The sequence below is a fragment of the Vibrio sp. FF145 genome, assembly GCF_041439075.1.
GTDB lineage: Bacteria > Pseudomonadota > Gammaproteobacteria > Enterobacterales > Vibrionaceae > Vibrio > Vibrio tasmaniensis_A.
Map to the genome: position 1 here is coordinate 1 of NZ_JBGONH010000028.1, position 26,107 is coordinate 26,107.

The window sequence follows — 26,107 nt, forward strand, 5'->3', positions numbered from 1 at the left end:
GGTATTTACATTCACTGCCATGGTGATTTCTCCAATTGATTTTCCGGTATAGCGGTTTCCGACGTCTCGGAAAACCAAATAGTTATCTCTAAGTTACTTTTAATAACGGCTCAAAATTCAGAAGCTTTAGAAAAACTTTCAAAAAACCACAAATTAAATATTAAAATCAAATTTATCAGACACTTAAAATCTCACATTTTTTATAACAGTGGCAGCCTTCAATTGAGAATGCATTTAAAAGTGTTCAAAAAACACACTAATCACTATTTGAGTTATCCTATATAGAGAAATGAATAGTCGCCAAAGAGCTCAGATTGGTATGCTTCTTATACAAAGAGTTGAGTTGTTTGTCGTGAAACAGATAAGTGAGATCGAGGTTTTGCGGATTTGAAAGGTAAACTAGACGATCTAAAAGAAAATAAAAGTGTAGAAATAGAAAGGAAAAAGCCCCTTTTCCTGTTAAGGAAACGGGGCTAGTTGGCGTGTCAGAGCCTGTGCGGAGATCATCGAGAAATGAACACATTTCCGACGCGCCGTTGCATTCTTACCGTAAAAATGGATAGCAGGTGAGAGATGAGAGAGCTAAACACCCGATAGTAAGTATGCTTGCCAGTTTCCCTTGCTACGCAGTTCACGTCTGAACACGAGTAGCAAGTTCAACCAATAACTATTGCAATAGTGATATTGCAGAGTTAGGCAACTGTTTTGCTTGAGCAAGTATTGATGTACCTGCCTGTTGCAGAATTTGAGCTTTGGTCATTTGCGTTGTCTCTTTCGCAAAATCTGTATCTTTGATTCGGCTGTTTGAAGCGTCTACGTTCTCTTGAACATTTGCCAAGTTATTAATACTGTGGCTCAAACGGTTCTGCTTCGCACCCAAATCAGCACGCTGTGAATCGACATACTGCATCGCAGAATCAATTACACCGATTGCGTTTTGTGAACCAGCAACGGTATTCAAGTCGATATCCTGAACCAATGAAGTTCGACCTTCACTTTTAAGGCCTAGCTCAGAGGCTAAACTGCCCGAGATCGACATCGCGCCTTCTAAATCAGGTTCCGCAACAAATATTTGCATGCGACCTTCATCCGTCACAGACGCATTCACTAGATCAGATTGGCCGTTAATGTAAGTTGCTAGTTCTTCGATATCTTCACCCACTTTGGCGCTTATATCGAGAACAATGGCTTCACCCGCTTTAGTTTTAAATTCAAACTTAAGGTCTTTTGCTGTTGGTGGAACTTCCCAACTATTGTCTTTAGCGTGTTCAGAGTCGAACGTCGTTCCTCCCATGCGGAAGTCATCAGCACGAATACTGGTTAACGCCATGATCATAGCTTCACCAGAGTTTGAACCAATCTGGAATGAAGCTTCACCGAATGAACCATTCAATAGACGACGGCCACCGAAAGCAGTGGTCTCTGCGATACGGTTAAGCTCATCTTGAAGTGCCATTGTCTCTTCGTTTAGCGCTTGACGCTCTGCCGGAGAGTTGGTGCCGTTTGATGATTGAATCGCCAAGTCACGCATGCGTTGTAATACGTTCGTTGATTCATTCATCGCACCTTCTGCTGTCTGAGCAATCGAAATACCATCATTAGCATTACGCATTGCTACATCCAGACCACGTGATTGCGCGGTTAAGCGGTTCGAGATTTGCAGGCCTGCCGCATCATCTTTTGCGCTATTGATTTTATGACCTGATGACAAACGCTCCATAGAAGTCGCTAAGTCATTAGACGATTTATTCAAGTATCGCTGTGCTGTCATAGCAGATACGTTAGTGCTTACATTAATAGCCATATTGCTCTCCTTATGAGTTCGCAAAGTCACTGCGAAGCGGCCAGCTTTACTCTCATATGGATAAGCACTGACCGTGTATTACGCGATAAACCCTAGATAAGGTTTAAGATCTGTATTAATCATTTATGAAAATTATAAAAGCATGTTGTGTGCCAACTTTTATTTTAATTCCAACAAACTTAAAATAAACATAAAAAACAAACACTTAAACCACAACCCCCATAGGAGCTAATTATATCAAGTCGAGAAAATAAGATATTGATTTCTCTCGTTGCCGTTTTTTGCCGCTATTTTTCAAACATGCCACACTGAACAAAAAAGTGGCAATCCATAGAATTATTCGCACATATGGCATAGCACATACGGCAGAGAATTAACCCCAGATTAACGGCTGTTCATAGCTAAATATAATTAAACAAGGTCAGGTCTTTCGTCTTGCCAAACGCTTGTTGTGAAGCTTGTAGCGCTCGAGAGTTTTCATTGAATTCAATGATGGCTTTCGAATAGTCCAAGTCTTCAAAATTGCTTTTTGCTTTCGCTAAAGACAACTTAAAATCTTCATGTTGCTGCTCTTGAATATCCAATGTACTCAAACGAGCACCGACATCCGTTCTCGCCTTAGTCAAATGAATAAACGCGGCATGAAATTCTTCGGTCATTTGGTGCAACTTTGCCGTTGCCGATGCATCTGATACAGGATTTTCTGCCTGTTCGGCGGTCTCTTTGAACGTATCAAAGATAGAGAATGTCTCTCTCGGCTCTAAAGTGATCGAGTCACCTTTCGTGATCTGTCCTTTGAATTGGATATTCAAACCTTCATAAACAACTCCCTTCGAAGGGTCAAAATCTTCTGCAGCAACCACTGCACCGTCTTTTTCAAGCTGATAAGCGAACTTGCCCGTCTGCATATCAACAAAAGTGACTTTATAAGTTGCACTATCGTCAGCTGTATTAGTTGCACGCCCTAGCAATAACTCAGAGGCTGGTTCAAGGTCATACTGAGGTTCGTAATCACCGAACGGGTTATCTATTTCCATAAACAACTTACTGCCCGGATCGTTCATTGCCATTTCAAAGCTCGTTGCTACTCGCATCTTTCTTTGATAGTCATCACCTTGATAAGAAACATTCCCTTCATTATCTTGAAAAAATGGCTGGCTCTTGGGCTTGGTTCCTGAAAATGTGTAGTTACCTGACTCATCTTGAGTATTCGCTAAATGTAGAAGATTATTCGATAGCTCTTGAATTTCACGTTTCTTCGCTAAGCGGTCTTCCGGAGAAAGTGCACCGTTAATCATTTCCATCACGGTTCGTTTTGCTTCATCCGCGAACCCTTCCGAGTTGGCGACCATGACTTCATGATGTTCAAGGCGGTTTCTAATTAGAGTGATCGCATCGACATACTGTTTAAGTTGCTCAGATTGCTGGCCGATGTTTTGTAAATAATGCGTCGCCAAAGGATCATCACTCGCCGACTGTAATTTCTTACCGGAAGCCAGTTGTGCTTGATTATGATGCACCTTGTTTTCTTGGCGGCGAAAGTCATTTTGTACTGACTGATAATTATGAAAGCTAGAAATACGAGTCAACATTTATATCTCCTACCTCAAAGCCAAAATAGTATTAAACGTATCATTGGCGGCTTGCATGATGCGTGAAGAAGCCATGTACGCTTGCTGAAATTTCATCATATTTGCTGCTTCTTCATCTAGGTTCACCCCAGAGACTGAAGCAATACGTTCTTGAGCTGACTCTTTTTCTAGCCTAGCAATATCACTCAAGCGATTTGCCGTTGAAGATTTCAAGCCCGTATTGGTATTCAAGTTGTGGTAAAGATCTAAAATAGTAGACTCACCATCATCCAAGACTTTGCCTGTTTGGAGATCTTGCAATTTACGCAAGTTGCCATTGTCACCTTCTGATGGGACAAGGTTTGCCGTAAATTTATCGTTTGCCACCGCGCCCGGTGTAAGTTCAAACGTTGTGCCATTAATTGTCACAGGGCCTTGTGGTGGATACGGTTGAGGCTGCATAAGTATGTTGCCCTTAGGATCGGTAACTGCAAACTGTTCGCCCTTTGGTGACACGATCACTTCAAATTCTCGTAATTGACCTGCCGCCAAAATTTTGAAACCTGCAGTGCCTTTGGCAAAGGTAGTTGATGCCTCATAGCTTTGCGCCGCAATATCTTTAGGGTCTTTGGTTTCCATCTGAATCTGCGCGGCAAAGTTGCGAGTTGGGCGTAGTAAAAGCTTCTCACCCAGTTCAGGCGGATTTCGAATTTCCACTCGCATGCCATCTAAATAAAAGGCATTGCCGGTTGAATTAGTGCTAACTTTTACCGTTTCACCATCTGGCTTAATCACCACATAATCGCTGCCATCGTATTTCAGACCATACTCGCCGCCTTTCAGAGCAGAAGTATCATCAATATAAACCGCGACATCCGCTTTAGACTGTCCATGAGCAGTAACACGAGACTTAGCCACTAACTCAGAGTTCACATCGGTAAACAGGTTTTTACCTACATTGCCATTGAGATCCAAACCTTGCGATTGCAGTGCATTGACCTCGTATGAAAACGCGGTCGCCAAACGACCAAGCTCATCCATAACTGCAGGAATATGTTCATCACGCATGTCTAACATCGCGCCGATTTGTCCATCAATATCGCGGTTAGTAATCGCCTTTAATGACTTTCCTTCTACGATAGCAAGACGACGCTGATGTGCATCTGGTACGCCATCGATCATTTTCAGTTGGCTCGCTTCTGTACCAGAAACTAAGGTATGACCATTACCGATGTGGACATTAAGGCCTTCATTATTAGCTCGTGGTGTCACCGTCACTTTAGTGTAACCAGAAAGCTCATTAACTAGCTGTTCGTGTTGATCTTGTAGATCATTATGAGGTCCGGGAGTTCGTACCATTAGTCGCTGAAGATCACGGATCTCGTATGCAATTTGGTTAACTCGCTCGATACCCATGTCTAATTTCTTATTCGCAGAATCAGACTGTTGACGAACGGTTTCATGAAATTCATTTAACGTTTTACTTAATAACCCTGCTTTTTCTATGACGACTTTTCGTGTACCCACATCATTCGGGGTATCAGCGAGCGTCTTAACAGAATCAAACCACTCATTAAGGTTCTCTGGGATCTTCTTCGAAACAACCGATGACAACATGCTTGACAGCATATCTAGGTTAGCTTCGGTATCCGCTTTGTTAGCGGCATTGGTTGTTGATAAGTTAAGTTCCTTGACGGCAAACTGGTCCCACGAGCGGCGAACATTTTCCACATGCACACCCATACCGTAGGTTTGACCACCGTACTGGCGCGGGTCATTCACACCTTGAACCACAGACTGGCGGCTATAGCCTTCTGTGTTGGCGTTAGAAATGTTATGACCTGTGGTGTTTAGCTGTCTCTGAGCAGTAAGAACACTTTGTGCTCCTACATTCAGAAGATCCGACGCCATAATGCCCCCAAAAAACTTAACAAAATCAGCATGAACTGATTAACTACTACAGCTTATTATTAAGATATTTAGCAATATATGTGCCAATAGAAATAACGGAGAGTTAAAAGACAATAATTTTTTGAAGTGTAAGGAGAAAACTATGGATGGCGCGTAAGACTGAAGGGGCGGATAAGAAAAGAGCCTGCCGGTGGCAAGCTCTCGAGTGCATTCAATAACGCTATTTCATCTCATCAATCTTAGCTTTAACTCGTAAAACCTTGTCGGCATAGTTAGGGTCGGTTGCGTAACCCGCCTGGTGAATGCCTTTGATGAAATTCTCTGAATTGCCTTGATGCTGTAGCGCTGTTTCGTATCTTGGGTTTTCGTTCAAGAACTTCACGTAATCATTAAAGCTATCTTCGAAATTAGAGTAAGAACGGAAAGAAGCAGACTCTTTAACGGCTGTTTTACCATGGAACTCTAGAGTTTGAGTAGCAACCTTATCGCCCTTCCAACTTCTATCAGCTTTGATGTTGAATAGGTTGTTGCTGTTGCCCAAAGAGTTCTTAATCATCTTAGAACCCCAACCTGTTTCAAGTGCCGCTTGTGCCAATAGCAGTGATGAATCGACACCGAGCGCACTCGCTGCTTTTTCAGCGTAAGGCTTCATTGAGGCAACAAACGATTCTGGAGAATCGAAGGAAACTGGTTGTTTTGCTGCTGACACGTCTGTTGCTGACATAGCTTGCGCAGATTGAACTTCAGGTGATCTATCTTCTGAACGACCAGAGTACTGCGGTCTTTGCAGTGAAGTATCAAAGCCTTCATTGCGAACCTTATCTTCAGTTGCATCATTTGCTTGGCCAGCGCTTAACTGAGCTACGATCATGTCCGCAAGACCGAGCGAACCTGACGCACTGAGTTCACTCGCCATTTGGTCATCTTGCATCTGACGATAAAACTGTTCATTCTGGCTGTTCAACATATCTGACTTAAAGCTCGAGTTCGCATCACGCATCGACTTAAACAACATCGAGGTAAAAATAGATTCAAACTGTTTTGCAGCAGCGGTTAGCGCTTCTTTTTCACTGCCTTCTTCACCGCTTACCGCTTGTTGACGAAGACGGTCTAGGCTACCAATATCGTGAATAAAGCCGATGTCATTGTTATTTTTAATCATGCTTTATCCCTTAAATAATGATCAACTGACCTTCAATTGCACCCGCTTGTTTCAGTGCTTGAAGGATTGCCATTAAATCAGAAGGTGCGGCGCCGACTTCATTGACAGCGCGTACCAAATCGTCGAGCGTTAAACCAGGTTCGAACTTGAACATTTTACCATCAGCTTCGGTTACTTCGATGTCCGAATCAGGAACGACTACCGTTTGACCACCAGAGAATGCGTTAGGTTGGCTTACGTTTAGATTTTCTTTGATTGCGACTGTCATGCCGCCGTGTGTTACTGCTGCTGCTTTTAAGCGCACATGCTTACCAACAACAATAGTACCGGTACGAGAGTTAACAATGATTTTTGCAGAGCCCTCTGCAGGGTCAAATTCGATGTTTTCGATGGCAGACAAGAAAGCCACACGTTGGCTGATTTCACGTGGCGCACGAACTTTTACAGAAGTCGCATCGACCGCAGACGCCATTTGAGGGCCTAGGAAATTATTAACCGCATCAGCTAAACGCTGAGCCGTAGTAAAATCAGATTGGATTAAGTTGAAAGTGATGTAGTCACCACGACCAAATGGGGTTGGGATTTCTTGCTCTACCGTCGCACCGCTAGAGATGATACCGACGTTAGGGTTATTACCAACGAGCTTAGAACCATCGTTGCCTTGAGCACTAAAACCACTCACAACCAAATTACCTTGTGCCACAGCGTACACTTGACCGTCCAGACCTTTAAGAAAAGTCTGCAGCAAAGTACCACCACGAAGGCTTTTTGCTGAACCAATAGACGACACCGTTACGTCTACTTCCTGACCTTGCTTGGAGAATGCCGGAAGTTCAGCGGTAACGATTACCGCCGCAACGTTTTTGGTTTTTGGCTTGGTGCCAGGCGGCAATTGAATGCCAAAATTTTGCAGCATTGCGTTAAACGTTTGATCGGTAAAGGGAGTTGTCTCACCGGTGCCCGGCAAACCCGTCACCAAACCATAACCGACAAGTTGGTTACTACGAACACCCGCTACTTTTGCCACGTCTTTTATACGCGCGGCATGAGCACTGGAGGCAAGAAATAGCATGCCGAAGAGTACGAGTGTTAGTTTTTTCATTGAGTAACCTGTCTGTATTGCTTTAATTTATAATGAGTTAGCTTGAAGTTAGATACTTCTGAAAGTGTCAGTATGTCGACACAGTCTCAAGCTCTACAAAGATACATTAAAGAATCGTGCCAAGAACCCAGGTTCTTGCATATCTTTCTGCACACCCGTACCTGAGTACTGAATTCGTGCATTCGAAACACGGTTCGAAGCAATGGTATTCTCAAAATCGATATCATCAGGGCGGATGGTGCCACTTAAGCGAATGTACTCATCACCCGTATTCAACGTCATCCACTTCTCACCGCGAACCACTAGGTTGCCATTCGCTAATACTTCAATAACTTCAACGGTAATGTAACCGCTAATGCTATTACTTTGGTTAGCTGATGCATCTCCAGCAAAGGTGTTGGTGTTACTCAGATCGTAAGAAAAGTTGTATTTACCAAGTTCTAGATTTTCACCACCTACAGCTAACGGTTCCATCGATGCATCGTTCGATTTAGACATATCTGCATTAGCTTTTTTAGTCGCTCGCGTATTCTCATCTAACGCAACGGTAATAATGTCACCAATACCGCGAGGTTTTGAGTCGTCATACATGCTACCAATGTGGTTAGCATTGAACAGTGAGCCTGTTGCTGCCGCATAATGCTCTTGTTTTTTCTTCGGGTTAATTGGCGCCCATGCAGGATCACCAGCAATAGGGTCCGTTCTATCTCGAAGTGTGTCGATAATACCAGAGCTTTCCTGGGCCGACTTGTCGCCTTCTACAGCATCAACCACAGTCGTTGCGTTCTCTTGCGCCGGAGTTTCAATTGGCTCCAGTGTGGTACAGCCCGTCATAGATAAAAACAGAGCTAAACAAACAATACGTTTCATGGCGATGTACTCTCAGCAGACAATAGTAAATAGAACGATTAAAAGAAATAAGTAAACAGCTACAGCTGTTGGTTAACGAAGCTCATCATCTTATCTACCGCCGAGATAACTTTTGAGTTCATTTCGTATACACGTTGAGCTTCGATCATGTTAACCAACTCTTCAGTTACGTTTACATTGGATGCTTCAAGCATAGACTGACGAACATTACCTAAGCCGTTCAACCCCGGAACCCCCTCTTGCGGGTCACCACTTGCACCTGTAGGCAAGTAAAGGTTTTGGCCAATGGGCTCTAAACCACCTGGGTTTACGAAATCAGTAATGGTGATTTGGCCAACCACGACGTTGTTTTGCTGACCACGTAGACGAACCGACACCTCACCATCGTTACCAACCGTTACCGAGATCGCGTCTTCAGGAATAACGATTTCAGGTTGTAGGGCATAACCTTGACCCGATGTTACGATCGCGCCATCACCGTTCAGTGTGAATTGACCATTTCGGCTGTAGCCTGTTTCACCATCTGGCATTTCAACTTGGAAGAAACCGTCACCTTCGATCATCATATCTAAGCTGTTCGAGGTTGTTTGTGCATTACCGTGAGTGTGCACCTTTTGAGTTGCTACTACCTTAGAACCAGCACCCAACATCAAACCACTTGGCAGCTCAGTATTCTGAGACGATTGGCCACCTGGTTGGTTAATATTCTGATAGAACAAATCTTCAAACACCGCACGGCTCTTTTTAAAGCCAATAGTTGAGGCGTTGGCAAGGTTGTTTGAAATTGTTGAGATGTTGGTTTGTTGGGCGTCTAAACCGGTTTTACTTACCCATAATGCTGGATGCATAGCAAATTCCTTTAAATTCTATTAGCTCATACGAAGCAGTGAATCAGACGATTTGTCCATTTCCTCTGCTGTGCTCATCATCTTGACCTGCATTTCGAATTGACGTTGTAAGTCAATTAGGCTGGTCATTTCACCGACAGCATTTACGTTACTGCCTTCGATGGCACCTTTTAGCAACGTTACCGCTGCATCTGCTTCGTATGCCTGATCTGGGTTTTTCGAACGGAATAAACCATTCGTGTCTTTAAATAAGCTTTGATTATCTGGACGCACAAGTTTGATACGATCAACTACGGCTAATTCTTCAGCTGGAGCGCCTTGAGGAATCACCGAAATCGTACCATCTGTACCAATTTCTACTTTACTGATTGGGATTGGGAGCGTGATTGGTGCGTCGTTTTCACCAAGCACTAAATGACCACTTGCGTTGGTAAGCAAACCGTTTTGGTCAACCCTTAGGTTACCGTTACGGGTTAAACCTTCACGACCAGTGTTGTCCATAACTGAAATCCAACCATCACCTTGAATGGTGACGTCTAGATCTCGGCCTGTAGTAACCACACTACCCTGAGCGAAATTATGACCCGGGCGCTCTGTCATGCTGAAAACACGAGTAGGCATACCTTCGCCATACGCTTGCATTGAACGTGCCTGTGCTAAATCAGCACGGAAACCCGTTGTACTTACATTGGCAAGGTTGTTTGAACGCAGCTGCAAAGCCTGCATATTTTGCTTAGCGCCGCTCATGGCAAGAAACAGTGCGCGATCCATAATTTTGCTCCAAAAATCATTTTCTGGAACTAATAAAGCAAACACTATGCCAATATTTTTAACTGTTATTTATCAAAAACTTAAACGGAGAAACAACAAAAAAAACTGATCATAAAGGATCATTGAGGAAGAATTGTTGCCAGAGGCGTTACCGGGCGGCAATAGGGGCGGCAAATAGAGAAGCAAACAGCCATACGTAATTCATCAACAATACCCAATTCAATAACATTGAATTGGGTATTCGCAGATGATTCAAACGCTCGAAACGATTAACGAATCTGAAGAATATTCTGTTGTAGTTGGTTGTGTACTTCTAGAGAACGAGAGTTCGCTTGGAAGTTACGTTGAGCAGAAATCAAATCAACCAATTCTTGAGTCATATCGATATTCGACTGCTCTAGTGAGCCATTGTTGATACTACCAAATGAACCTTTATTTGATTCACCCCAGATTTTATCACCTGAAGCGTTAGTAGAATCCCATTGAGTGCCGCCTTTCTTATCTAGACCATGCTCATTAGGTACACGAACTAAACCTACGCGGCCTAGTATCACATTTTCACCGTTTGAGTAACTGCCTAGGACACTGCCGTACTCATCGAAATCGATTTTCGTTAAGAAACCAGTTGTCGCGCCATCTTCATCAAACCTAGACAGTTCGAATGGAGCGGCAAACTGAGTTGAAGAATCCAGACCAAAGTTAAGTACCTGTGTCGGATCTGCACCGTTCAAATCAATTGCGTTCTCACCAGCGCCGATTGGATCAGATAGAATTGGCTGACCACTGTTAAGGCTTGCTAAGGTACCGTCATTGTTGAATTTCATGGTGTGACCAACATGACCTGCTGAATTCGTCGCGTCGCCACCAGTAATGTTTACCGGCTTCTCACCCGTTTCATCTGACATGGTGTAGTACGTTTGCCAAGTATTCGGTTGAGTCTGATCTTTTAGGTAGTAAGTCGTTAACTTGTAAGACTGTCCCATAGAATCGTAGACCGTCGAAGACGTTGCACGGTTGTAGGTATCTGGATCTTTGAAGTCAAATGTTGCCGGGTCTTTAAGATCACCGTTCGCAGGAAGGTTAACCCCTACTTCAATGTTTTCTGTCTGTTTAGGCTTACCAAACTCAGCTGGAATGTCGAGAGGCTTTGGTGCATAAGAAAGAACTTCACCCGAGTTTGGATCGACATCATAACCTAAAAGAAACTCATCATTGGCCGTAACCATGTAGTTATCTTTGTTTAGGTGAAATGCACCATTACGCGTTAGTTCATTGATCTCTGGCACCATACGGTCTTTCGATACTGCAAAGAAACCTGTACCACTTACACGCAAGTCCATTGGGTTATTCGTATAGATACTTGAACCTTCATGGAACTGTTGTGCCACTTGGCTAGCTTGCGCACCGCCTCCTGGCGTCGTTTTTGCGTTAGTGAACAACGAGCTTGAGTAAACATCCCCGAACTCCGCACGAGACTCTTTAAAGCCAAATGTGTTTGCGTTCGCAATGTTGTTACTGGTTGTATTCAGGTCTAACTGTGCAGCGGATAGACCGCTTAAAGATACATATGACATTCCAATATTCTCCTAATCTAGCTAGCATAATCACTCTAAAAAGAGCTACGCTTTACCAACTTCTAGTACTTCAGCAAGTCGTACTGGCGATGTAAAACCAGCCAGATTGAGTAGTACGTTGCCATCGCCTTTACCAAGAAGCACACTGTTCACGTTCGCATAACTCGACACTTGGAACTCTGTGTTCTCACCTTCCAATAAACCCGACGCTTTCACGTTGTATTTACCGGCCGGCAATGGATTACCGTCTTCGTCTTTTCCGTCCCACTCAACACGCGTGTCACCCGATGGTTTTGAGCCGATATCAAAAGTGCGAACCAATTGGCCAACTTCATTCTCAACACGGACCATTACATTGTCCATTGCCTGAGGAAGCTTAACCATTGACGCCATACCGCCATCACCTTGTTTCACACCTGCCGCTCCAGGAACCAATACATCGCGGCCAACCAAAGAAGATGCCTGCAGTGCTTGGTTAGAGGTCATTGATGAATTCAAGCTTTCAAACTGTGTATTCATTTTGCCAATGCCATCTACGGTCGCAAATGAAGCCATTTGCGCAATCATCTGGTCATTGCTAACCGGCTTAAAAGGGTCTTGTTGTGCAAGTTGCTTAGTCAACAACGATAAGAAGTCATCTTGTTTAAGATCTTGCTTACCTGTCGTTTCATCGGGCTTCTTAGCACCATCTTGAAGACTCTTCAGCTGGTCAACATAGGACAAGCCGCTTTGACCAACATTGTTGATTCCAGCCATTTGCTACCTCCTTATCCTTATTGACCCATCTGCAGCGTACGCAGCAGCATTTGTTTACTCGAGTCAGCAACCTGTACGTTTGTTTGATACGCACGTGATGCTGAAATCATGTTAGCCATTTCTTCCATAACGTTAACGTTAGGCTTATAGATGTAGCCTTCGTTGTTCGCTAACGGGTGATCTGGGTTGTACTCCGCATTCAGCGGTTTATCGCTTTCTACGATACCTAATACTTTTACTGGCACAGTGTGACCACTATTACGTGCCTGATTTAACTCAGCGCCAAACACTGCGTGGCGAGCCTTGTAAGTGTCTTTAGCAGAGCTACTTACACTGTCTGCGTTAGCAAGGTTACTTGAGGTAGTATTTAGACGAACAGATTCAGCACTCATCGCAGAACCAGTCACATTGAATACATTAAATAAGCTCATCTAGTTATTCCCCTTTTATCGCTTTAGTTAAATTCTTGAACTTACTTCCTAAGAAGTCGAGAGAGGCTTGATGCCTAATTTGGTTTTGCATGAAAAGATTTCGTTCCAAATCCAAATCAACCGTATTGCCATCTCCAGTATCAGGTTGCGTAGGAATTCGATACTTCGTTTCCCCATTCACCGTTGTTGAGGCAGAAATATGCCGACCGTCTGTTCGGCTAAGACCAATGCTTGCCCCAGAACTTGCCGCCTGCAGTGATTTATTAAAGTCTAATCCCTTTGCTTTATACCCAGGCGTGTTAGCTTGCGCGATATTGGTGGAAAGCACCTCAGCGTTACGCTCACGTACACCAACTGTGTGCTGGTGAATGCCTAAAGCATTGTCAAAAGAAATAGCCATGTAAACCTCAACTCAAGAACTGACTGTTATGAAATAACCTAAGCAATATATATACCAACTTTAAAAACAAAGTGGCCGACCATTACTTTTACAGGTTACTCGTGGGTAAACTTGCAATATACAAGCCAACAAATAGAGTAAATTGGAATGTCACTCTGACTTAAAGATATAGATTAAATTAGAAAAAGAAAACCCAGCACTTGGCTGGGTTTTAAATTTGGACAGTAATATTGCACCTTAAAGTGGTGACACTAATTACTTTAATTTGTAGATGATGCCTGGATTACAGCGAACCATTTCAAAACGATCCGTTAAGCCGGTTAACGATTCAGACGCACCCAATAACAAGTAACCACCAGGATTCAGGCTATTTGCCATCTGGTTAAGTACTTTTGACTTCATATCTGGAGAGAAATAAATCAACACGTTACGACAAAAGATAATGTCGAATTTGCCTAACAGTGCATAGCTCTCCATCAAGTTCTGAGGACGGAAGTTTACCATTCGCTTAACGTTGTCTTTCACTTTCATACGACCATCGCCAGCATCTTCAAAGAAAGTGCGACGGCGCTCAGGAGAAAGTCCTCGGCCCAAGGCAAGGTTGTCATAAGCGCCGGTGCGGCACATATCCAACATACTTGCTGAAATATCAGTAGCGGTAATCGATACATTTGGCAACATACCCGGCTTACGTGCTTGGGTCTCAAGTATCGTCATAGCCATTGAGTATGGTTCTTGGCCTGAAGAGCTTGCCGCAGACCAAATCTTGATAGGACGTTTATTTGCCGCTATTTCCGGTAGAAGTTTATCCGCTAGTACAGCAAACGGATAAGTATCTCGGAACCAAAGTGTCTCGTTAGTCGTCATAGCATCCACTGCCGCCACTCTCAACTCACGGTTTCGACCTGTCACTACATCTCTTAGCAAATCAGACAATGAAGCTACATTAAACTTCGTTACTAATGGGCTTAGACGACTACGCACTAAATACTGCTTACTGTCACCTAATACAATGCCACATTGAGATTCTAAGAAACGGCTGAAATCGCGATACTCTTGATCACTTATTGTTATAGCAGTCATTAATGTCTCTTTTAGTTAGTTAACGCAGCTTTAACCGCGCCACCAAGCTCATCAGGATTGAATTTCGCGATGAAGGAGTTAGCCCCTACACGCTCAACCATGGCTTGGTTAAATACACCACTCAATGATGAGTGCAAAATTACGTATAAATCTTTTAGTTCTGCGTGACGACGAATCTCAGCAGTCAGCGTGTATCCATCCATTTCAGGCATTTCGATATCTGAAATCACCAATGAAATTTGATCGTAAATACTGCCTTCCGATGCCATTTTCATCAGAGTCTCATAGGCTTCTTTACCATCTTTAACAGCAATGACCTCAAAACCAATAGATTCTATAGCACGTTGAACCTGCTTACGAGCAACCGTCGAGTCATCAGCAATCAAGATTCGGCGAACCAATTCTTTCTCTTGTTCAACTTCTGCAATTTCCTCTGCGATTCTGCTATCCATGGTTTCATCAACAGGTGAGATCTCAGCAAGAATCTTTTCAACATCCAGAATTTCAACCAATTCATTATCGATGTTGGTTACCGCTGTTAGGTAATTATCTTTACCTGAACCATCTGGTGGTGGAAGAATAGCTTCCCAGTGCATATTAACAATTCTATCTACAGAGCTTACGAGGAATGCTTGGATAGTACGGTTAAATTCAGCAATCACCACAAAGCACTTATCGATATCAGATGTAGGACGTCCGCCTACCGCTAGGCTCAAATCAATGACAGAAACTGTCTGACCACGAATATGAGCCACACCTTTTACGAGATGATGTAAATTTGGCATTAAAGTCAGACGAGGGCATTGTAAAACCTCTTTCACTTTAAATACATTAATACCGTAACGCTGACGCCCCATTAGGCGAAAGGTTAGTAATTCTAATCGGTTTTGACCGACGAGTTGCGTACGCTGATTCACTGAATCAAGAATACCCGTCATGAGCTCATCTCCATATCAAACTTTTTGGATAGAAAGTGTTAGTCTACTGCAGGCTACGAACCACTAGAGAAATAAAATGACATATCATAAAGCAAACATATATCTTTTTTCCATAGCTATGTGTAGAACTATTTTTAAAACTGTCGCTAAGTTTATCGGCATTCTAACAATATTGTTTAGTTTTTTTACACACGCGGCAACGCCGGAACAAATTGACATGATCCAATCAGCGGCTGAGCAACACATCCTTGACTCGGTGGAGCAACCGCGAGGCGGTGAACTTTTTGTTAATTCAGCTAATGTAGACTCTAGAATCAAAGCCACAAATTGTCCTATCCCCCTCGAGACAAGTGCCTCGACAACAACCAACACCCGTAGCAGCATTACTGTTTTAGTTCGTTGTGTTCCTGATGAATGGCGTGTTTACGTGCCAGTGCGCCTTTCAATGTCAGTACCACTTGTCACAACGACTCGCTCACTGGCGAGAGGCGAAATTGTCGGTCAATACGACGTCACGACTGCGATGATTTCTCTCAACAAATTTCGTCGCCAAGGCTTTACCACTCCACAACAAGTCATCGGTGCTAAGGTAAAAAAGAACCTAAGACCCGGTGATGTTGTCGAAAGAGGCGATATTTGTGTCGTATGCCGAAATGAGAAGGTTATCATACAGGCAGTAAAAGGTGGCATGACCATTACCACCAAAGGTACTGCACTTACCGATGGCTCAATGGGTGATCAAGTTAGGGTGAAAAATGACAAATCACAGCGTATAATCGAAGGTATTGTTACCAGCATGTCTGAAGTCACGGTTTACTTTTAACACTTCACTTTAAAGTGTCGGTATCGTTAGCGCTTTTATTCTCAACTCTAACATCCAATTATAACGGTTGAGGTGTTTGGTTCGTTTTCGACTATTGAGCTAAAAATTGCTAAAGTATTCTCACCCATGGTCGATATTGACTGTACAGGTTCCCATTTTGAAGAAAAAGGCTTAACTATGGCAGGTATTGATAATATTCGTTCAGGGCAAACCCTAACGAGCACTAACCGCTCAGCAGTACGCTCTGATTCTAAGTCTGAGGCATCAAGATCTGATGCATCATCTAAATCACCAGCAAGCAAAGATGCGGTTTCACTAAGCCAACAAGGCAAGGCGATTGGTCAACTCCATCAAGAGATGGCAGCACAACCAAGTTTCGATTCAGTGAAAGTCGCGGCAATAAAAGAAGCGATCGCAAATGGTTCATACACTGTTGATCCAGAAAAGTTGGCCGACAACATGATGAAATTTGAAAACGAATTAAAAGGTCTTTAAGCAAACATTAGCTTTAAAATAAAGTTATTATCTTAAAGTACACGAGGTTATTAGTAGGTTACATTATGGCGGCACTAGCAGATTTAGTTAATTTCCAACTTCAAAATGCCAAAGCCTTATCTGAATTATTGAGTTCAGAGAAAATCGCTATTACAAGCCGACAATCAAGCGATATTGAGCGAATAGCCAAAGAGAAAGTGGTTCTTGTTGAACAACTAAGATCAACCGATCAACGAATCGCTGCCCATACTAATATATCTGAACTGACCGAGAGCCCTGAACTCGCTCAGTTAGTCACAACCATCAAATCCATAGTGCACGACTGCCATCAAGCGAACTTGGTAAATGGCGAAGCCTTGAATCGAGCACACCTTAGCTTCAAAAAACTCAGCAATATGATGCAGCAAAGTCACGGCAAAATTGGCATGACCTACAATGCCGGAGGCCAAACGCATACAATTTCTACGCTAGGAACCAACGTTAAAGCCTAGTTAGGTAAACCACCTCCCTCTCATATCTGTATCTGTATCTGTATCTGTATCTGTATCTGTATCTGTATCTGTATCTGTATCTCAGCCTACCCTTCTCGTTACACTAGTCAAACCTCCCACTAAACCTGTGAATGTACTCCCCAAGCCGATAAACAAAAAAGCGGCAAGTACTTTAATACTTGCCGCTTTCTTATTCATAGCCGTTACTGGTTGCCGTTACGCCATCTGGAAAGCGAATAGCAGCCAATATAACAGCAGAAACCTATAACTAGACGACCCTTAAACTAGAACAACGTTTGTTGTCTCTTCTCAGGCACTGGCTGAACTTCGCCATAATTACGCAGTTGTTCCATTTTTTGGATATCTAACCGCAGTTCAGTCACATAGCTGTCGCCAACAGGGTAACTGCGCACCACTTCAGCACCACGGATAACACCATCAACCGCGCCTGAAGTTCTCTCAGTACCAAGACGCTGATCTTCAAGCTCAGCTCGACCACTCACGCGCATACCATACACTTGCTCGGCAAGTTCACGATACGCATCAATTTTAGAGGCTCTCATTGCTCGAATACGTTTCTCTTCGTCATTACGACCTTTCTGCTCGCTGACACTCGCGTAGCCAACCGCAACCAAAAAGTCATTAGGTCTCATGCTTTGTAATGGTTGGCAGCCGACAAGCAATAAAGCGGCAACAACAAATATTAACTTCTTCATCACGAACTCCTAAGGGCGAAGAATAACAGTATGAGGCTGACTGATCGTTGGATCAGAACGAATAATAACCCCATCTTGAGTTCGAATACTGTTCAGAGTATCTAAGTCACGACCAATACGGTCTGCAGGTAAAAAGCCTTGTGCGGAAGCAACAACGATGCGAGTTTGCATTCCGACCACACGAGCATTCACTAGAACACCGCCTTCTTGACGAAGCATAGTTCCAGTCAAAACATACTGGACGTCTTGCTCTTGGGCTAAGTCTTTCCAATCGCGGCTAATAGCAAAATCCCCCTGGTGGGTCACTTGGATAGAGCCTGTGGTTTTAAAATCAACCACTTTAAAACCTCGACGCTGAAACTGATGAATGAAACCTTCTGATACCGAGTTTCCTAACCAACTGGTTGTGTCCATGTGTTGCAGATCGACAAACGAGGTAATGGCAATGGGTGTTCTGGCTGAAATACTCGTATTCGACAAGATCAAATCTTCGGTCATGCTTTCCACGAAAAAATCCATGGTATGACGCGGGCTATCCATCAACATAAACGGACTGCCTGAATACTCAGATTTACCGTTATAGATTGGCGAATAAGCGCATGATGTCATTAACATGACACTCATTACTACGAGCCATTTTTTCATTCTCTTATCTCCAGATATATTTAGTGCTTGCTGTTCCAATATGTTCTCGCCATGACTCTTTTCAATGGATTACAATGTTGGAACAATCTTTGCTTTTCATTAATGGTTCAGATTATGAAAAACGCACTTGAGTCAGCTTTAAGCTTATAGATATTTGTTAAGCAATATTTATACCCAACTGGTAACGAATAGATGAAAAAAATAATTTATTACTTATTTTCAATAAGTTTACTGACAACCATCAGCTTCAGTACTCATGCCTCTTGGTATGAAGTTACCGGTACTGCAACCATCGTATCGTCAGAGGATGCGGCAAGGGTTCATGCCCTAGAGGATGCCGTTTACAAAGCCATACAGTTCTCTGGCGCTGACATCGGCAGTATTGCAAACCTCACCCCCTACTTAGATGCAAAAAAGAAAGAATTTCAATTTACCAATCATGAAGTGCGCTACATCTTAGTAGAAAAAGAGAAGAAACGCGGTGGCAATATAATGGTCACTGCAAGGATAGACATCTACCCTTCGGCAAGTGCTTGCCATGAAAGCCAATATAAGAAGACGTTTTTGGTCGGTAATATTGATGTAAGCTCTCCACAACAAGCTGTGATGGGCCGAATCTATAACATTGGTGATGATTTTGGCCATGTCGTTAACCGACAACTGGCGCAAGAATCTCGCAGTTTTGTCTCTGTTGGTACAACAAATTACGACATAGACAAGCGTCGACCGGAAGTGATCAAAATGATCGCACAAGATACGGGGGCACAGTACATCATAGGTGGTGACATCACCGACTTAACCGCAACCATTGAATCGAAGCTTTTGAAAGACGACATTATCAATCGCCAATTTGCGTTAGAAATGCAGGTATTCGATGGTAAAACAGGTCATCAGGTTTACAACCGAAGCTATCGTGAAGTAGCAAAATGGCCATTTGCGAAGACCAGTGAAATCGACACCCGCAGTGCTCGTTTCTGGGCATCAACCTATGGCAGCATGATGCTTCGTGTCAGTCGTAATATTATGTTGGATTTAGAATCGGAAGTATCTTGTAAAATCACGCTTCCTGAAGTTGCTGCTGTGTTTGGGAATATGGTGACCATTGATTTAGGCCGAATACACGGTGTAGAACAAGGCGACAAACTTCAGCTTTGGCACACAGGTTCATTTATCGACCAAAGAGGCTTGCCACGCAATAAGGTCTCTCAAAGCGATATCACCCTGACGGTTTCTCGCGTTTATGAAAACGAAGCTGAACTCACCATTGATCAACCAAGCCTTGCGGGAAGCATTCAAATTGGTGATGTAATGCAGAAAATCATGTAGTTAGCAGCACCATCAACTCATGTTTTCTAATAAAGCCTTAGCAAAAGTACTAAGGCTTTATTTTTTTCATGAGGATTAGTTTCGGTTTCGCGGTATTTGTCGTAATCTTATTAATAATATAATCATCATTTAGCGAACTATGAGCCAGAATAATCTAATTGGTGCTACCGGTTACCGCTTTATCTCGAAAGGTAAGACCGCTTTTAAGATCCACATTCATACACCCGACGATACGGTATTACATCGTTCAGTTGGCTTTGTTCGTATGGGGGAAGACAAAGCACTCAAGAAAACCATCAAATTAAGAGATGAGCTAGGTAGACAGCTTTGGGGCAAGTTTTGGCCAAAGGTCCTCAAAGAACCCTATCTCATGACACGTCTGCCTCATAGTTTAGAGCCTAAAATTGTATTTAAGCCTAATCCAACGCAGAGTGACCCTGAACATCGCGACGAGTGCTACATAGCGAAATGGCGTGTTTTCTCTGAGAATGGTGATTACAAATATAGAACAAAAGTATGCTCTATACGAAAACACGGTCGACTCGCAGCCTACAGCCAAACCAAACGAGCACTGCTTGAAGCTCACAAAGATGTGATTGAGCTGCTTATCTTTATGGGACGATTGAACAGCATTGATCTGAAGTAGTATCAACCTCGATAACTTCGTTAGAAACTTTGGATTCTGACGTACTGGAGTTGGTACTCGAGCTGAGAGGCTGATTATCAGATACAAAAACAGCCGCGCATTGCGGCTGTTTTGATTTATGGCTAACCATAGTGACCATTTAGCATTCTATTTTATACTAAATAGACCATCTAGCTTCGGCATATCTCTGCCAGCGTCTTCAATCGACGTTTTGACTCGTTTACATAGGGGTTGCTTTGATCCCATGCGTAGCCCGCCAAAATCGAACATACCATTTGCTTTATCTTCGGGTTTGGTTCTTGATAGAAAATCACATCCTGAAGAGCCCCCGAGTACCACCCTTCAACATACGTTCTAAAAGTATTTACCCCAATCATCAATGGTTCAGCGTATTCACGATCCCAGTCGACTTTCTCGCCATTGAGTTGTTTTTCCACACACTCAACGACAAACTGAGCCGACTTCATCGCAATAGTCACTCCCGATGAAAATACAGGGTCAAGAAATTCCCCCGCATTACCCAGTAATGCATACTTATCGGTTGCAAGATGTTTAACGTTGACAGAATAGCCACCAATTTCGCCTGCGGGATTTGGATACTCCGCATTTGCCAAAATCTCGGCCAAGCCCGACTCTTCTGTTGCCAGCTGCTTAATCGCCGAAATCTTGTCTTCTGGGTATGATTCAAAGAATTTAGGTTCCCCTACCACACCGAATGAAGAGACTCCGTTACTGAAGGGAATCAACCAATACCAAACATCAGGATTGGTTGGATGTACCGAGACCAAAATTTTACTGCGATCGTATTCAAGATCACTATCCGTTGCTGAGATATGATCATTAATATGTGTGAAGATAGCTTTGCGCGGAGGAAGTCGTGATGGCTCTTCTAAATCGAGCATCTTGGGTAACACTCGACCAAAACCACTACCATCAAGGACGTATTGAGCCTCTAGCTGATAACGCTCTCCACCCTGTATTTGTACATCTAATATAGTACGGTCTTCAGCGAAGTTGATGCCTATCAGTTCATGTTGGTAATCAATGGTAACACCCTGCGCTTCAGCACAGTCTGCCATTACCTTATCAAAAGTACCTCGTTGAACCTGAAACGTCGTTCCCGGCCCAGAAGAGAACTTATCTTCAAAATTAAACGCCGTATAAACACCATTTTTACGAAAAGCCGCGCCATCTTTAAATTGGAAGTTAGCATTAGCCACAGCTTCGCTCATGCCCGCTTGTTCGATCACTTCCATGCACGCTGGTAACAGGCTTTCACCAATAGAAAAACGGGGGAAAAGGCTTTTTTCAATCACTCGAACATCGATGCCTTTTTTATGAAGCAAAGACGCCGCAATAGACCCTGATGGGCCAGCTCCGATGATCACTACTTGAGTTGACAGTTTTTTCATTAATTTAAGCCATGTTTACCATGATTATTTCGCGCTAGCTTTCAGCTCCAGAAGCGTATGCCCAAGACCGATATCGTCGGTACGAGTCACCACATCAAAGCCAGCCTCTTCCACTATCTCTAGGAAATCTTCACTGCGGTAAAAGCGGCTGTTGCCGTTGGCCAAGCAAGTGAAGTAGAGAGACGTCGCATTTAAGCTATAAGAAGCCGCATCGTATTTCTGTGCATCCCAAAACAGTTCAAGAATATAAACAGTCGCGTCTTCTGACATATGAGAGCGAACACGCTTTAATATGCTAAGAATTTCCATTGGCGAGAAGCAATCAAGGAACTGACTCATCCACCACACATCCGTACCTGTCGGCAGCGCTTGCTGTTTATCAAGCATGTTAGCGGGGAATGGAGTCACTCGGTCTTGATGACCGTGCTGTGTTGCGTTTGCCATTGCCATTTCTAATTGCTGCGGCAAATCGACAATCGTCACCTCGACATCAGAGTCGTAGTTACAACATTGCATTGCCCACTTACCTGTATTACCGCCAATATCCACCAGCGATTTAGGCTTCTTACTGAAAACTTTCTCAAGTAACACAGGGAACGAACGATCTGAATAGAAATGATCAAACTTAAACCAACTCTCTTTTGCTTTTTCTGGCAATTGAGACAAACCTTGGTAAATCGTTTCCCAGTCACCCAGCTCTTTCAAGCCCGCGGGTGTACCTTCTTCAATCGCTTCAGTTAAATGCATCATCGCGGCGTAACAGACATCAGCCGTGAAATCCATATTTGCGTTGGTCATGCCATCGTGCAATAGATAAAAACCTAGGTTAGCCATTTTATAATAAGGCTTATCCCAAGTAACGATGTGAGCACTCAACGCCATATCAAGCAGAACTTTGACACCGTATTCGGATACACCCGTTGCTTGAGAAATAGTTTCAGCGGGTAAACCATCATTGCCCGCGTCATCTAACGCTTTCAAAATACCTAAATCACGAAGTGTACGAGCTGTATGAAAAACAATAGGAGCAAAAGACAATTTTTGCGCTTCTGTTTTTGCTTCTAATGCGTTAAATGGATCTAATTTATATTCCGACACGAAAAACCTAACTTTAAAATAATAGAGAGCTACATAGCAGCCATTTGTGCAAGCTTGCGTTTAATATCAACGTTCAAGTTATTAACCCAACGGTTGTAATTACGGTGAATTTCACCATCGTCGTACTTCAAATTCTCGGATTCGACGTAAAGAATAGAGTAAAACTTATCATTATATGGAATATCAACCACAGCATGATGTGAACGGACATACAGTTCAGCACGGATTAGGCCTGGCTTAATTTCTGAAACCAACCAACCTCGGTTCTCAGCAGACTCATAAATCGCTGATTTCACCTGTTTACTTTGAAGATTCAAAGCAACTGGAGTATCCTCAACATTCATTACAGGTTGGACACGTCCACAGCCTGCAAGAACGAGTATAAATAACATTGAAACGGCTATTTTTAGTAATTTCATTTAAACTCCTTACCCGTGTTTATTTATAAGCATGCATAGTATTAGTTAGACCCAAAGTAAATCAATACTCTATGTCAAATCAATCCCAATTAATGTCGTTTAATATTGAAAAATGGTCAGCAAATTCGCCAGGCCTCTATTCCGTTGCCGAGTGGCAAACGTGGAGCACTCATTTAGATTGGCCACAAAATGGCTCAACCGAATTTAAAGCCATCCCTCCTATGATGCGCCGCCGAATGAGCCTGCAAAGCAAACTGGCCGTCCAAACCGCATTAACCCTATTAAAAGATACCTCGATTGATTATCTGGTTTTTGCCAGTCGGCATGGTGAGCTCCACCGAACAGCCACTTTAATTCAATCAATATTAGAAGGTGACGACGCCTCTCCAATGGCGTTTTCCCAATCGGTACACAACACCGCTGCAGGTCTAACAACGATTGCTGCAAAAGCACCGATTCCACTGACCTCTATCGCTGCTGGGCAAGATACCTTTCACAACGCCCTGATTGAAGCTTATCTTTACCTACATCAGTATCCGTCACATCGTGTACTCGTCATTGACTTCGACCAACCTCTGCCTGATGTATATCGAGAATACGAAAATCAGCACTATGCTGACTACGCTCTAGGTTTAGTACTCACGGCAGGCAGTGACTACTCGGTTTCGAGAGCAGTAACAAGTAAACCAATCGCTAGCCCCCCCAAAGTTAGAGACAGCTCAGCCGCTGATTTACCGCAAGGCCTACAAACGCTACAACATATCCTATTGGGAACACAGCATTGGACTATTGCTGGTAAGCACCAAAACTGGTTCTGGGTCAATAACGCCCAAGCAGGTGCACAGAAATGAGCAAAGTAGGCCAATGTTGGCGAGTATTCGCGACGGGGCTCTGCTTTACCATCTTTGGTTTGGGAGGCTTAGTCTTAAGCTTCTTAATCTTACCTTCGATCGCCCTAACGACTCGCAACGTCATAGAAAGAGAGCTCAAAGCACAACGATTAATCCGTTTCTCATTCAATGCATTCTGCCAAATAATGAAGTTCACAGGCGCGATTGATTACCGAATTGATGGCGCCGAACTGCTCCGCGAAGATCGCAACTGCATCATTGTCGCCAATCACCCTAGCTTGATTGACTATGTACTGATCGCCTCTCAACTTCCTCAATGTGATTGTCTTGTTAAAGCGGCAATATGGGAAAACCCGTTTATGAAGAGGATTGTCAAAGCAGCGGGATACATACCCAACCAAACCCCTGACGATCTTTTAGAACGCTGTGAAGAACGCTTTTCGCGTGGAAATGTATTGTTAGTTTTCCCTGAAGGAACTCGCACAACGCCAGGAATTGAACCATCCTTACAACGTGGTGCGGCACAAATTGCCACTCGAACACAAACCGACTTACGCGTGATTCATATTACAGTTTCTCCGACATTCTTAACAAAAGAGAAAAAATGGTATCAAGTTCCTGCCACTAAACCCTTTTTTCATATCGCAGTGAAAGGTAAAATAGACGTCGCACCCTTTATTGAGAATTCAAATAACTTAACTTCGGCAGCAAGGCGCCTCAATCAACACCTTGCACAGACTATTTTTCCTTCCGAAGAAAATATTTAGCTCATCAATAAAATAACTGGTGATATCAGCGTTTCGAAAATACATCACATAATGTAGAATCGCCCCCCTTGAAGTAGCATTTAGATAAAGTACTAAGTAGGCCTAAGTGGAAACATTACACAACGAACTAAAACAACTGATTATCGACGCACTGAATCTTGAAGATATGAGCATTGATGAAATTGAAACGGAAGCACCACTGTTTGGTGATGGACTTGGATTAGATTCTATCGATGCCCTTGAGCTCGGCCTTGCTATCAAGAAAAAGTACAACATTGTTATCGATGCCGACGATTCAAACACTCGCCAGCATTTTGCATCGGTTGAAAACCTAGCTAACTACATTTCATCTAAAACGAACAACTAGACAGATCTTTATGACACAAGCTAACCAACAAGAAGTATTCAACCAGGTTAAAGATGCGCTTATCGAGCTGTTTGAGCTTGATGCTGAAGATATCACTCCAGAAGCACACCTTTATCTCGACCTAGACCTCGACAGCATTGATGCCGTTGATTTGGTCGTTCATTTACAGAACGTTACAGGTAAGAAGATCAAGCCTGAAGAGTTCAAAGCAGTACGCACCGTTAATGACGTTGTCGAGTCTGTGGTTGAACTATTGAAGGACGCATAATGCGTCCTCTGCTGACTTTACTGTCGGCAATCATACTTTTCACTTATCCAATAGCGGTTTACTTTGGACTCAACAAGTTTGGCCTACAAACCGTTGGTATCGTCTTAGCCGCTATTTTTGCTGTCCGCATTTTCACCGGTGGTCAGGCTAAAATCAAAGAGCTAAAACACCTAGCTTGGATCAGCGGAAGTGCCGGAATTGTTCTGCTGGCATTAGGGTTAACCTTCAAACAGCACGGCTGGCTAACTTATTACCCCGTCATCGTTAATGTTTGTATGCTGGTTGTGTTCGCCTCGAGCCTATGGCAACCGCAAACGATTATCGAGCGGCTTGCTCGCCTCCAAGAGCCAGAACTTCCACAAAGTGGCGTTGATTACACACGAACAGTCACCAAAGTTTGGTGTCTGTTTTTTGTTATCAATGGCTCTATCGCCCTTTACACCTGCTTCCAACCTCTTGAAATATGGACCCTATACAATGGCTTACTCAGCTATGTATTTGCAGGGTTGCTCTTTGCAGGAGAGTGGGTAGTAAGACAGCGCATTCGTCAGAGTTAAATTGT

At 43.3% G+C, this 26,107-nt stretch carries 29 protein-coding genes; 10 read left to right on the forward strand and 19 right to left on the reverse strand.

Annotated features, from left to right (window positions below):
* Window positions 1-667: 667 nt before the first annotated feature.
* From ACED42_RS11945 to ACED42_RS12010, 14 genes are all read right to left on the reverse strand, one after another.
* Window positions 668-1,804, reverse strand: coding sequence for a flagellin (locus ACED42_RS11945; protein WP_017100665.1), 1,137 nt, complete (start codon window positions 1,802-1,804; stop codon window positions 668-670).
* A 401-nt stretch (window positions 1,805-2,205) separates the two neighbouring features.
* A complete protein-coding gene (flgL, locus tag ACED42_RS11950; protein WP_017100666.1) occupies window positions 2,206-3,396 on the reverse strand; it encodes a flagellar hook-associated protein FlgL in 1,191 nt (396 codons plus the stop codon).
* A gap of 9 nt (window positions 3,397-3,405) precedes the next feature.
* Window positions 3,406-5,286 (reverse strand): flagellar hook-associated protein FlgK, encoded by a 1,881-nt coding sequence (flgK, locus tag ACED42_RS11955; RefSeq protein WP_371702688.1) that lies wholly within the window; start codon window positions 5,284-5,286, stop codon window positions 3,406-3,408.
* A gap of 220 nt (window positions 5,287-5,506) precedes the next feature.
* Entirely contained in the window at window positions 5,507-6,448 is a 942-nt protein-coding gene (gene flgJ, locus ACED42_RS11960) for a flagellar assembly peptidoglycan hydrolase FlgJ (protein WP_371702690.1), read from the reverse strand.
* A gap of 10 nt (window positions 6,449-6,458) precedes the next feature.
* Complete coding sequence (locus ACED42_RS11965) at window positions 6,459-7,550, reverse strand: flagellar basal body P-ring protein FlgI (protein WP_009848568.1); 1,092 nt, start codon at window positions 7,548-7,550, stop codon at window positions 6,459-6,461.
* Between the two features lie 93 nt (window positions 7,551-7,643).
* Window positions 7,644-8,420 carry a flagellar basal body L-ring protein FlgH gene (gene flgH, locus ACED42_RS11970; RefSeq protein WP_135445487.1) on the reverse strand — a complete coding sequence of 259 codons (777 nt, stop codon included), beginning with the start codon at window positions 8,418-8,420 and terminating at the stop codon, window positions 7,644-7,646.
* Between the two features lie 59 nt (window positions 8,421-8,479).
* Complete coding sequence (gene flgG, locus ACED42_RS11975; RefSeq protein WP_017103996.1) at window positions 8,480-9,268, reverse strand: flagellar basal-body rod protein FlgG; 789 nt, start codon at window positions 9,266-9,268, stop codon at window positions 8,480-8,482.
* A gap of 21 nt (window positions 9,269-9,289) precedes the next feature.
* Window positions 9,290-10,039, reverse strand: coding sequence for a flagellar basal-body rod protein FlgF (flgF, locus tag ACED42_RS11980; protein WP_009848571.1), 750 nt, complete (start codon window positions 10,037-10,039; stop codon window positions 9,290-9,292).
* A 269-nt stretch (window positions 10,040-10,308) separates the two neighbouring features.
* Window positions 10,309-11,613, reverse strand: coding sequence for a flagellar hook protein FlgE (gene flgE, locus ACED42_RS11985; protein WP_009848572.1), 1,305 nt, complete (start codon window positions 11,611-11,613; stop codon window positions 10,309-10,311).
* Between the two features lie 45 nt (window positions 11,614-11,658).
* Window positions 11,659-12,369, reverse strand: coding sequence for a flagellar hook assembly protein FlgD (gene flgD, locus ACED42_RS11990; RefSeq protein WP_009848573.1), 711 nt, complete (start codon window positions 12,367-12,369; stop codon window positions 11,659-11,661).
* Between the two features lie 17 nt (window positions 12,370-12,386).
* Window positions 12,387-12,800, reverse strand: coding sequence for a flagellar basal body rod protein FlgC (flgC, locus tag ACED42_RS11995; RefSeq protein WP_009848574.1), 414 nt, complete (start codon window positions 12,798-12,800; stop codon window positions 12,387-12,389).
* A gap of 4 nt (window positions 12,801-12,804) precedes the next feature.
* The gene (gene flgB, locus ACED42_RS12000) at window positions 12,805-13,200 is read right to left on the reverse strand and encodes a flagellar basal body rod protein FlgB (RefSeq protein WP_009848575.1); all 396 of its coding nucleotides are present in this window, start codon (window positions 13,198-13,200) and stop codon (window positions 12,805-12,807) included.
* A 255-nt stretch (window positions 13,201-13,455) separates the two neighbouring features.
* Window positions 13,456-14,283 carry a protein-glutamate O-methyltransferase gene (locus ACED42_RS12005; RefSeq protein ID WP_009848576.1) on the reverse strand — a complete coding sequence of 276 codons (828 nt, stop codon included), beginning with the start codon at window positions 14,281-14,283 and terminating at the stop codon, window positions 13,456-13,458.
* 11 nt (window positions 14,284-14,294) lie between these two features.
* Window positions 14,295-15,221 (reverse strand): chemotaxis protein CheV, encoded by a 927-nt coding sequence (locus tag ACED42_RS12010; RefSeq protein WP_009848577.1) that lies wholly within the window; start codon window positions 15,219-15,221, stop codon window positions 14,295-14,297.
* 76 nt (window positions 15,222-15,297) lie between these two features.
* Between ACED42_RS12010 and flgA the strand changes: the two genes are divergently transcribed.
* From flgA to ACED42_RS12025, 3 genes are all read left to right on the forward strand, one after another.
* Complete coding sequence (gene flgA / locus ACED42_RS12015) at window positions 15,298-16,044, forward strand: flagellar basal body P-ring formation chaperone FlgA (protein WP_012603426.1); 747 nt, start codon at window positions 15,298-15,300, stop codon at window positions 16,042-16,044.
* A gap of 177 nt (window positions 16,045-16,221) precedes the next feature.
* Window positions 16,222-16,539 carry a flagellar biosynthesis anti-sigma factor FlgM gene (flgM, locus tag ACED42_RS12020; protein WP_371702721.1) on the forward strand — a complete coding sequence of 106 codons (318 nt, stop codon included), beginning with the start codon at window positions 16,222-16,224 and terminating at the stop codon, window positions 16,537-16,539.
* 65 nt (window positions 16,540-16,604) lie between these two features.
* Window positions 16,605-17,030 (forward strand): flagella synthesis protein FlgN, encoded by a 426-nt coding sequence (locus ACED42_RS12025; RefSeq protein WP_017099161.1) that lies wholly within the window; start codon window positions 16,605-16,607, stop codon window positions 17,028-17,030.
* Between the two features lie 284 nt (window positions 17,031-17,314).
* Here ACED42_RS12025 and flgP read toward each other — a convergent pair whose 3' ends face one another.
* Both flgP and ACED42_RS12035 read right to left on the reverse strand, forming a co-directional pair.
* Complete coding sequence (gene flgP, locus ACED42_RS12030; RefSeq protein WP_012603423.1) at window positions 17,315-17,746, reverse strand: flagellar assembly lipoprotein FlgP; 432 nt, start codon at window positions 17,744-17,746, stop codon at window positions 17,315-17,317.
* A gap of 9 nt (window positions 17,747-17,755) precedes the next feature.
* Complete coding sequence (locus tag ACED42_RS12035; protein WP_012603422.1) at window positions 17,756-18,391, reverse strand: FlgO family outer membrane protein; 636 nt, start codon at window positions 18,389-18,391, stop codon at window positions 17,756-17,758.
* A 192-nt stretch (window positions 18,392-18,583) separates the two neighbouring features.
* Here ACED42_RS12035 and ACED42_RS12040 point away from each other — a divergent pair, with 192 nt between their 5' ends.
* Both ACED42_RS12040 and ACED42_RS12045 read left to right on the forward strand, forming a co-directional pair.
* Window positions 18,584-19,717: a flagellar assembly protein FlgT gene (locus ACED42_RS12040; RefSeq protein WP_017099160.1), complete on the forward strand. Its 1,134-nt coding sequence runs from the start codon at window positions 18,584-18,586 to the stop codon at window positions 19,715-19,717.
* Window positions 19,718-19,856: 139 nt separating this feature from the next.
* The gene (locus ACED42_RS12045; protein WP_009848584.1) at window positions 19,857-20,363 is read left to right on the forward strand and encodes a hypothetical protein; all 507 of its coding nucleotides are present in this window, start codon (window positions 19,857-19,859) and stop codon (window positions 20,361-20,363) included.
* Window positions 20,364-20,533: 170 nt separating this feature from the next.
* On the opposite strand, the gene ACED42_RS12050 is transcribed toward ACED42_RS12045, so the two are convergent.
* From ACED42_RS12050 to ACED42_RS12060, 3 genes are read right to left on the reverse strand one after another with little or no spacing between them, the layout of a single operon-like run.
* Complete coding sequence (locus ACED42_RS12050; RefSeq protein WP_102257953.1) at window positions 20,534-21,775, reverse strand: NAD(P)/FAD-dependent oxidoreductase; 1,242 nt, start codon at window positions 21,773-21,775, stop codon at window positions 20,534-20,536.
* Window positions 21,776-21,799: 24 nt separating this feature from the next.
* The gene (locus tag ACED42_RS12055) at window positions 21,800-22,873 is read right to left on the reverse strand and encodes a methyltransferase (protein WP_371702692.1); all 1,074 of its coding nucleotides are present in this window, start codon (window positions 22,871-22,873) and stop codon (window positions 21,800-21,802) included.
* Between the two features lie 29 nt (window positions 22,874-22,902).
* Window positions 22,903-23,292 (reverse strand): hypothetical protein, encoded by a 390-nt coding sequence (locus ACED42_RS12060; RefSeq protein WP_017103990.1) that lies wholly within the window; start codon window positions 23,290-23,292, stop codon window positions 22,903-22,905.
* 71 nt (window positions 23,293-23,363) lie between these two features.
* On the opposite strand from ACED42_RS12060, the gene ACED42_RS12065 reads away from it, so the two are divergent.
* From ACED42_RS12065 to ACED42_RS12085, 5 genes are all read left to right on the forward strand, one after another.
* Entirely contained in the window at window positions 23,364-24,143 is a 780-nt protein-coding gene (locus ACED42_RS12065) for a beta-ketoacyl synthase chain length factor (protein WP_371702694.1), read from the forward strand.
* The gene (locus tag ACED42_RS12070; RefSeq protein WP_009848589.1) at window positions 24,140-24,910 is read left to right on the forward strand and encodes a 1-acyl-sn-glycerol-3-phosphate acyltransferase; all 771 of its coding nucleotides are present in this window, start codon (window positions 24,140-24,142) and stop codon (window positions 24,908-24,910) included. The genes ACED42_RS12065 and ACED42_RS12070 overlap by 4 nt, the downstream gene beginning before the upstream one ends.
* A gap of 106 nt (window positions 24,911-25,016) precedes the next feature.
* Entirely contained in the window at window positions 25,017-25,277 is a 261-nt protein-coding gene (locus tag ACED42_RS12075) for a phosphopantetheine-binding protein (protein WP_009848590.1), read from the forward strand.
* Window positions 25,278-25,287: 10 nt separating this feature from the next.
* On the forward strand, window positions 25,288-25,545 hold the full coding sequence (locus ACED42_RS12080; protein ID WP_009848591.1) for an acyl carrier protein: 258 nt from the start codon (window positions 25,288-25,290) through the stop codon (window positions 25,543-25,545).
* Window positions 25,545-26,102: a septation protein IspZ gene (locus ACED42_RS12085; protein WP_012603416.1), complete on the forward strand. Its 558-nt coding sequence runs from the start codon at window positions 25,545-25,547 to the stop codon at window positions 26,100-26,102. The genes ACED42_RS12080 and ACED42_RS12085 overlap by 1 nt, the downstream gene beginning before the upstream one ends.
* The last annotated feature ends 5 nt before the right edge of the window (window positions 26,103-26,107 follow it).

Excerpts from the sequence above, each read along its gene's own strand:
- ACED42_RS11945 (WP_017100665.1), bottom strand. The coding sequence starts at position 1,804 with ATGGCTATTAATGTAAGCACTAACGTATCTGCTATGACAGCACAGCGA.
- flgL (WP_017100666.1), bottom strand. The coding sequence starts at position 3,396 with ATGTTGACTCGTATTTCTAGCTTTCATAATTATCAGTCAGTACAAAAT.
- flgK (WP_371702688.1), bottom strand. The coding sequence starts at position 5,286 with ATGGCGTCGGATCTTCTGAATGTAGGAGCACAAAGTGTTCTTACTGCT.
- flgJ (WP_371702690.1), bottom strand. The coding sequence starts at position 6,448 with ATGATTAAAAATAACAATGACATCGGCTTTATTCACGATATTGGTAGC.
- ACED42_RS11965 (WP_009848568.1), bottom strand. The coding sequence starts at position 7,550 with ATGAAAAAACTAACACTCGTACTCTTCGGCATGCTATTTCTTGCCTCC.
- flgH (WP_135445487.1), bottom strand. The coding sequence starts at position 8,420 with ATGAAACGTATTGTTTGTTTAGCTCTGTTTTTATCTATGACGGGCTGT.
- flgG (WP_017103996.1), bottom strand. The coding sequence starts at position 9,268 with ATGCATCCAGCATTATGGGTAAGTAAAACCGGTTTAGACGCCCAACAA.
- flgF (WP_009848571.1), bottom strand. The coding sequence starts at position 10,039 with ATGGATCGCGCACTGTTTCTTGCCATGAGCGGCGCTAAGCAAAATATG.
- flgE (WP_009848572.1), bottom strand. The coding sequence starts at position 11,613 with ATGTCATATGTATCTTTAAGCGGTCTATCCGCTGCACAGTTAGACCTG.
- flgD (WP_009848573.1), bottom strand. The coding sequence starts at position 12,369 with ATGGCTGGAATCAACAATGTTGGTCAAAGCGGCTTGTCCTATGTTGAC.
- flgC (WP_009848574.1), bottom strand. The coding sequence starts at position 12,800 with ATGAGCTTATTTAATGTATTCAATGTGACTGGTTCTGCGATGAGTGCT.
- flgB (WP_009848575.1), bottom strand. The coding sequence starts at position 13,200 with ATGGCTATTTCTTTTGACAATGCTTTAGGCATTCACCAGCACACAGTT.
- ACED42_RS12005 (WP_009848576.1), bottom strand. The coding sequence starts at position 14,283 with ATGACTGCTATAACAATAAGTGATCAAGAGTATCGCGATTTCAGCCGT.
- ACED42_RS12010 (WP_009848577.1), bottom strand. The coding sequence starts at position 15,221 with ATGACGGGTATTCTTGATTCAGTGAATCAGCGTACGCAACTCGTCGGT.
- flgA (WP_012603426.1), top strand. The coding sequence starts at position 15,298 with ATGACATATCATAAAGCAAACATATATCTTTTTTCCATAGCTATGTGT.
- flgM (WP_371702721.1), top strand. The coding sequence starts at position 16,222 with ATGGCAGGTATTGATAATATTCGTTCAGGGCAAACCCTAACGAGCACT.
- ACED42_RS12025 (WP_017099161.1), top strand. The coding sequence starts at position 16,605 with ATGGCGGCACTAGCAGATTTAGTTAATTTCCAACTTCAAAATGCCAAA.
- flgP (WP_012603423.1), bottom strand. The coding sequence starts at position 17,746 with ATGAAGAAGTTAATATTTGTTGTTGCCGCTTTATTGCTTGTCGGCTGC.
- ACED42_RS12035 (WP_012603422.1), bottom strand. The coding sequence starts at position 18,391 with ATGAAAAAATGGCTCGTAGTAATGAGTGTCATGTTAATGACATCATGC.
- ACED42_RS12040 (WP_017099160.1), top strand. The coding sequence starts at position 18,584 with ATGAAAAAAATAATTTATTACTTATTTTCAATAAGTTTACTGACAACC.
- ACED42_RS12045 (WP_009848584.1), top strand. The coding sequence starts at position 19,857 with ATGAGCCAGAATAATCTAATTGGTGCTACCGGTTACCGCTTTATCTCG.
- ACED42_RS12050 (WP_102257953.1), bottom strand. The coding sequence starts at position 21,775 with ATGAAAAAACTGTCAACTCAAGTAGTGATCATCGGAGCTGGCCCATCA.
- ACED42_RS12060 (WP_017103990.1), bottom strand. The coding sequence starts at position 23,292 with ATGAAATTACTAAAAATAGCCGTTTCAATGTTATTTATACTCGTTCTT.
- ACED42_RS12065 (WP_371702694.1), top strand. The coding sequence starts at position 23,364 with ATGTCAAATCAATCCCAATTAATGTCGTTTAATATTGAAAAATGGTCA.
- ACED42_RS12070 (WP_009848589.1), top strand. The coding sequence starts at position 24,140 with ATGAGCAAAGTAGGCCAATGTTGGCGAGTATTCGCGACGGGGCTCTGC.
- ACED42_RS12080 (WP_009848591.1), top strand. The coding sequence starts at position 25,288 with ATGACACAAGCTAACCAACAAGAAGTATTCAACCAGGTTAAAGATGCG.
- ACED42_RS12085 (WP_012603416.1), top strand. The coding sequence starts at position 25,545 with ATGCGTCCTCTGCTGACTTTACTGTCGGCAATCATACTTTTCACTTAT.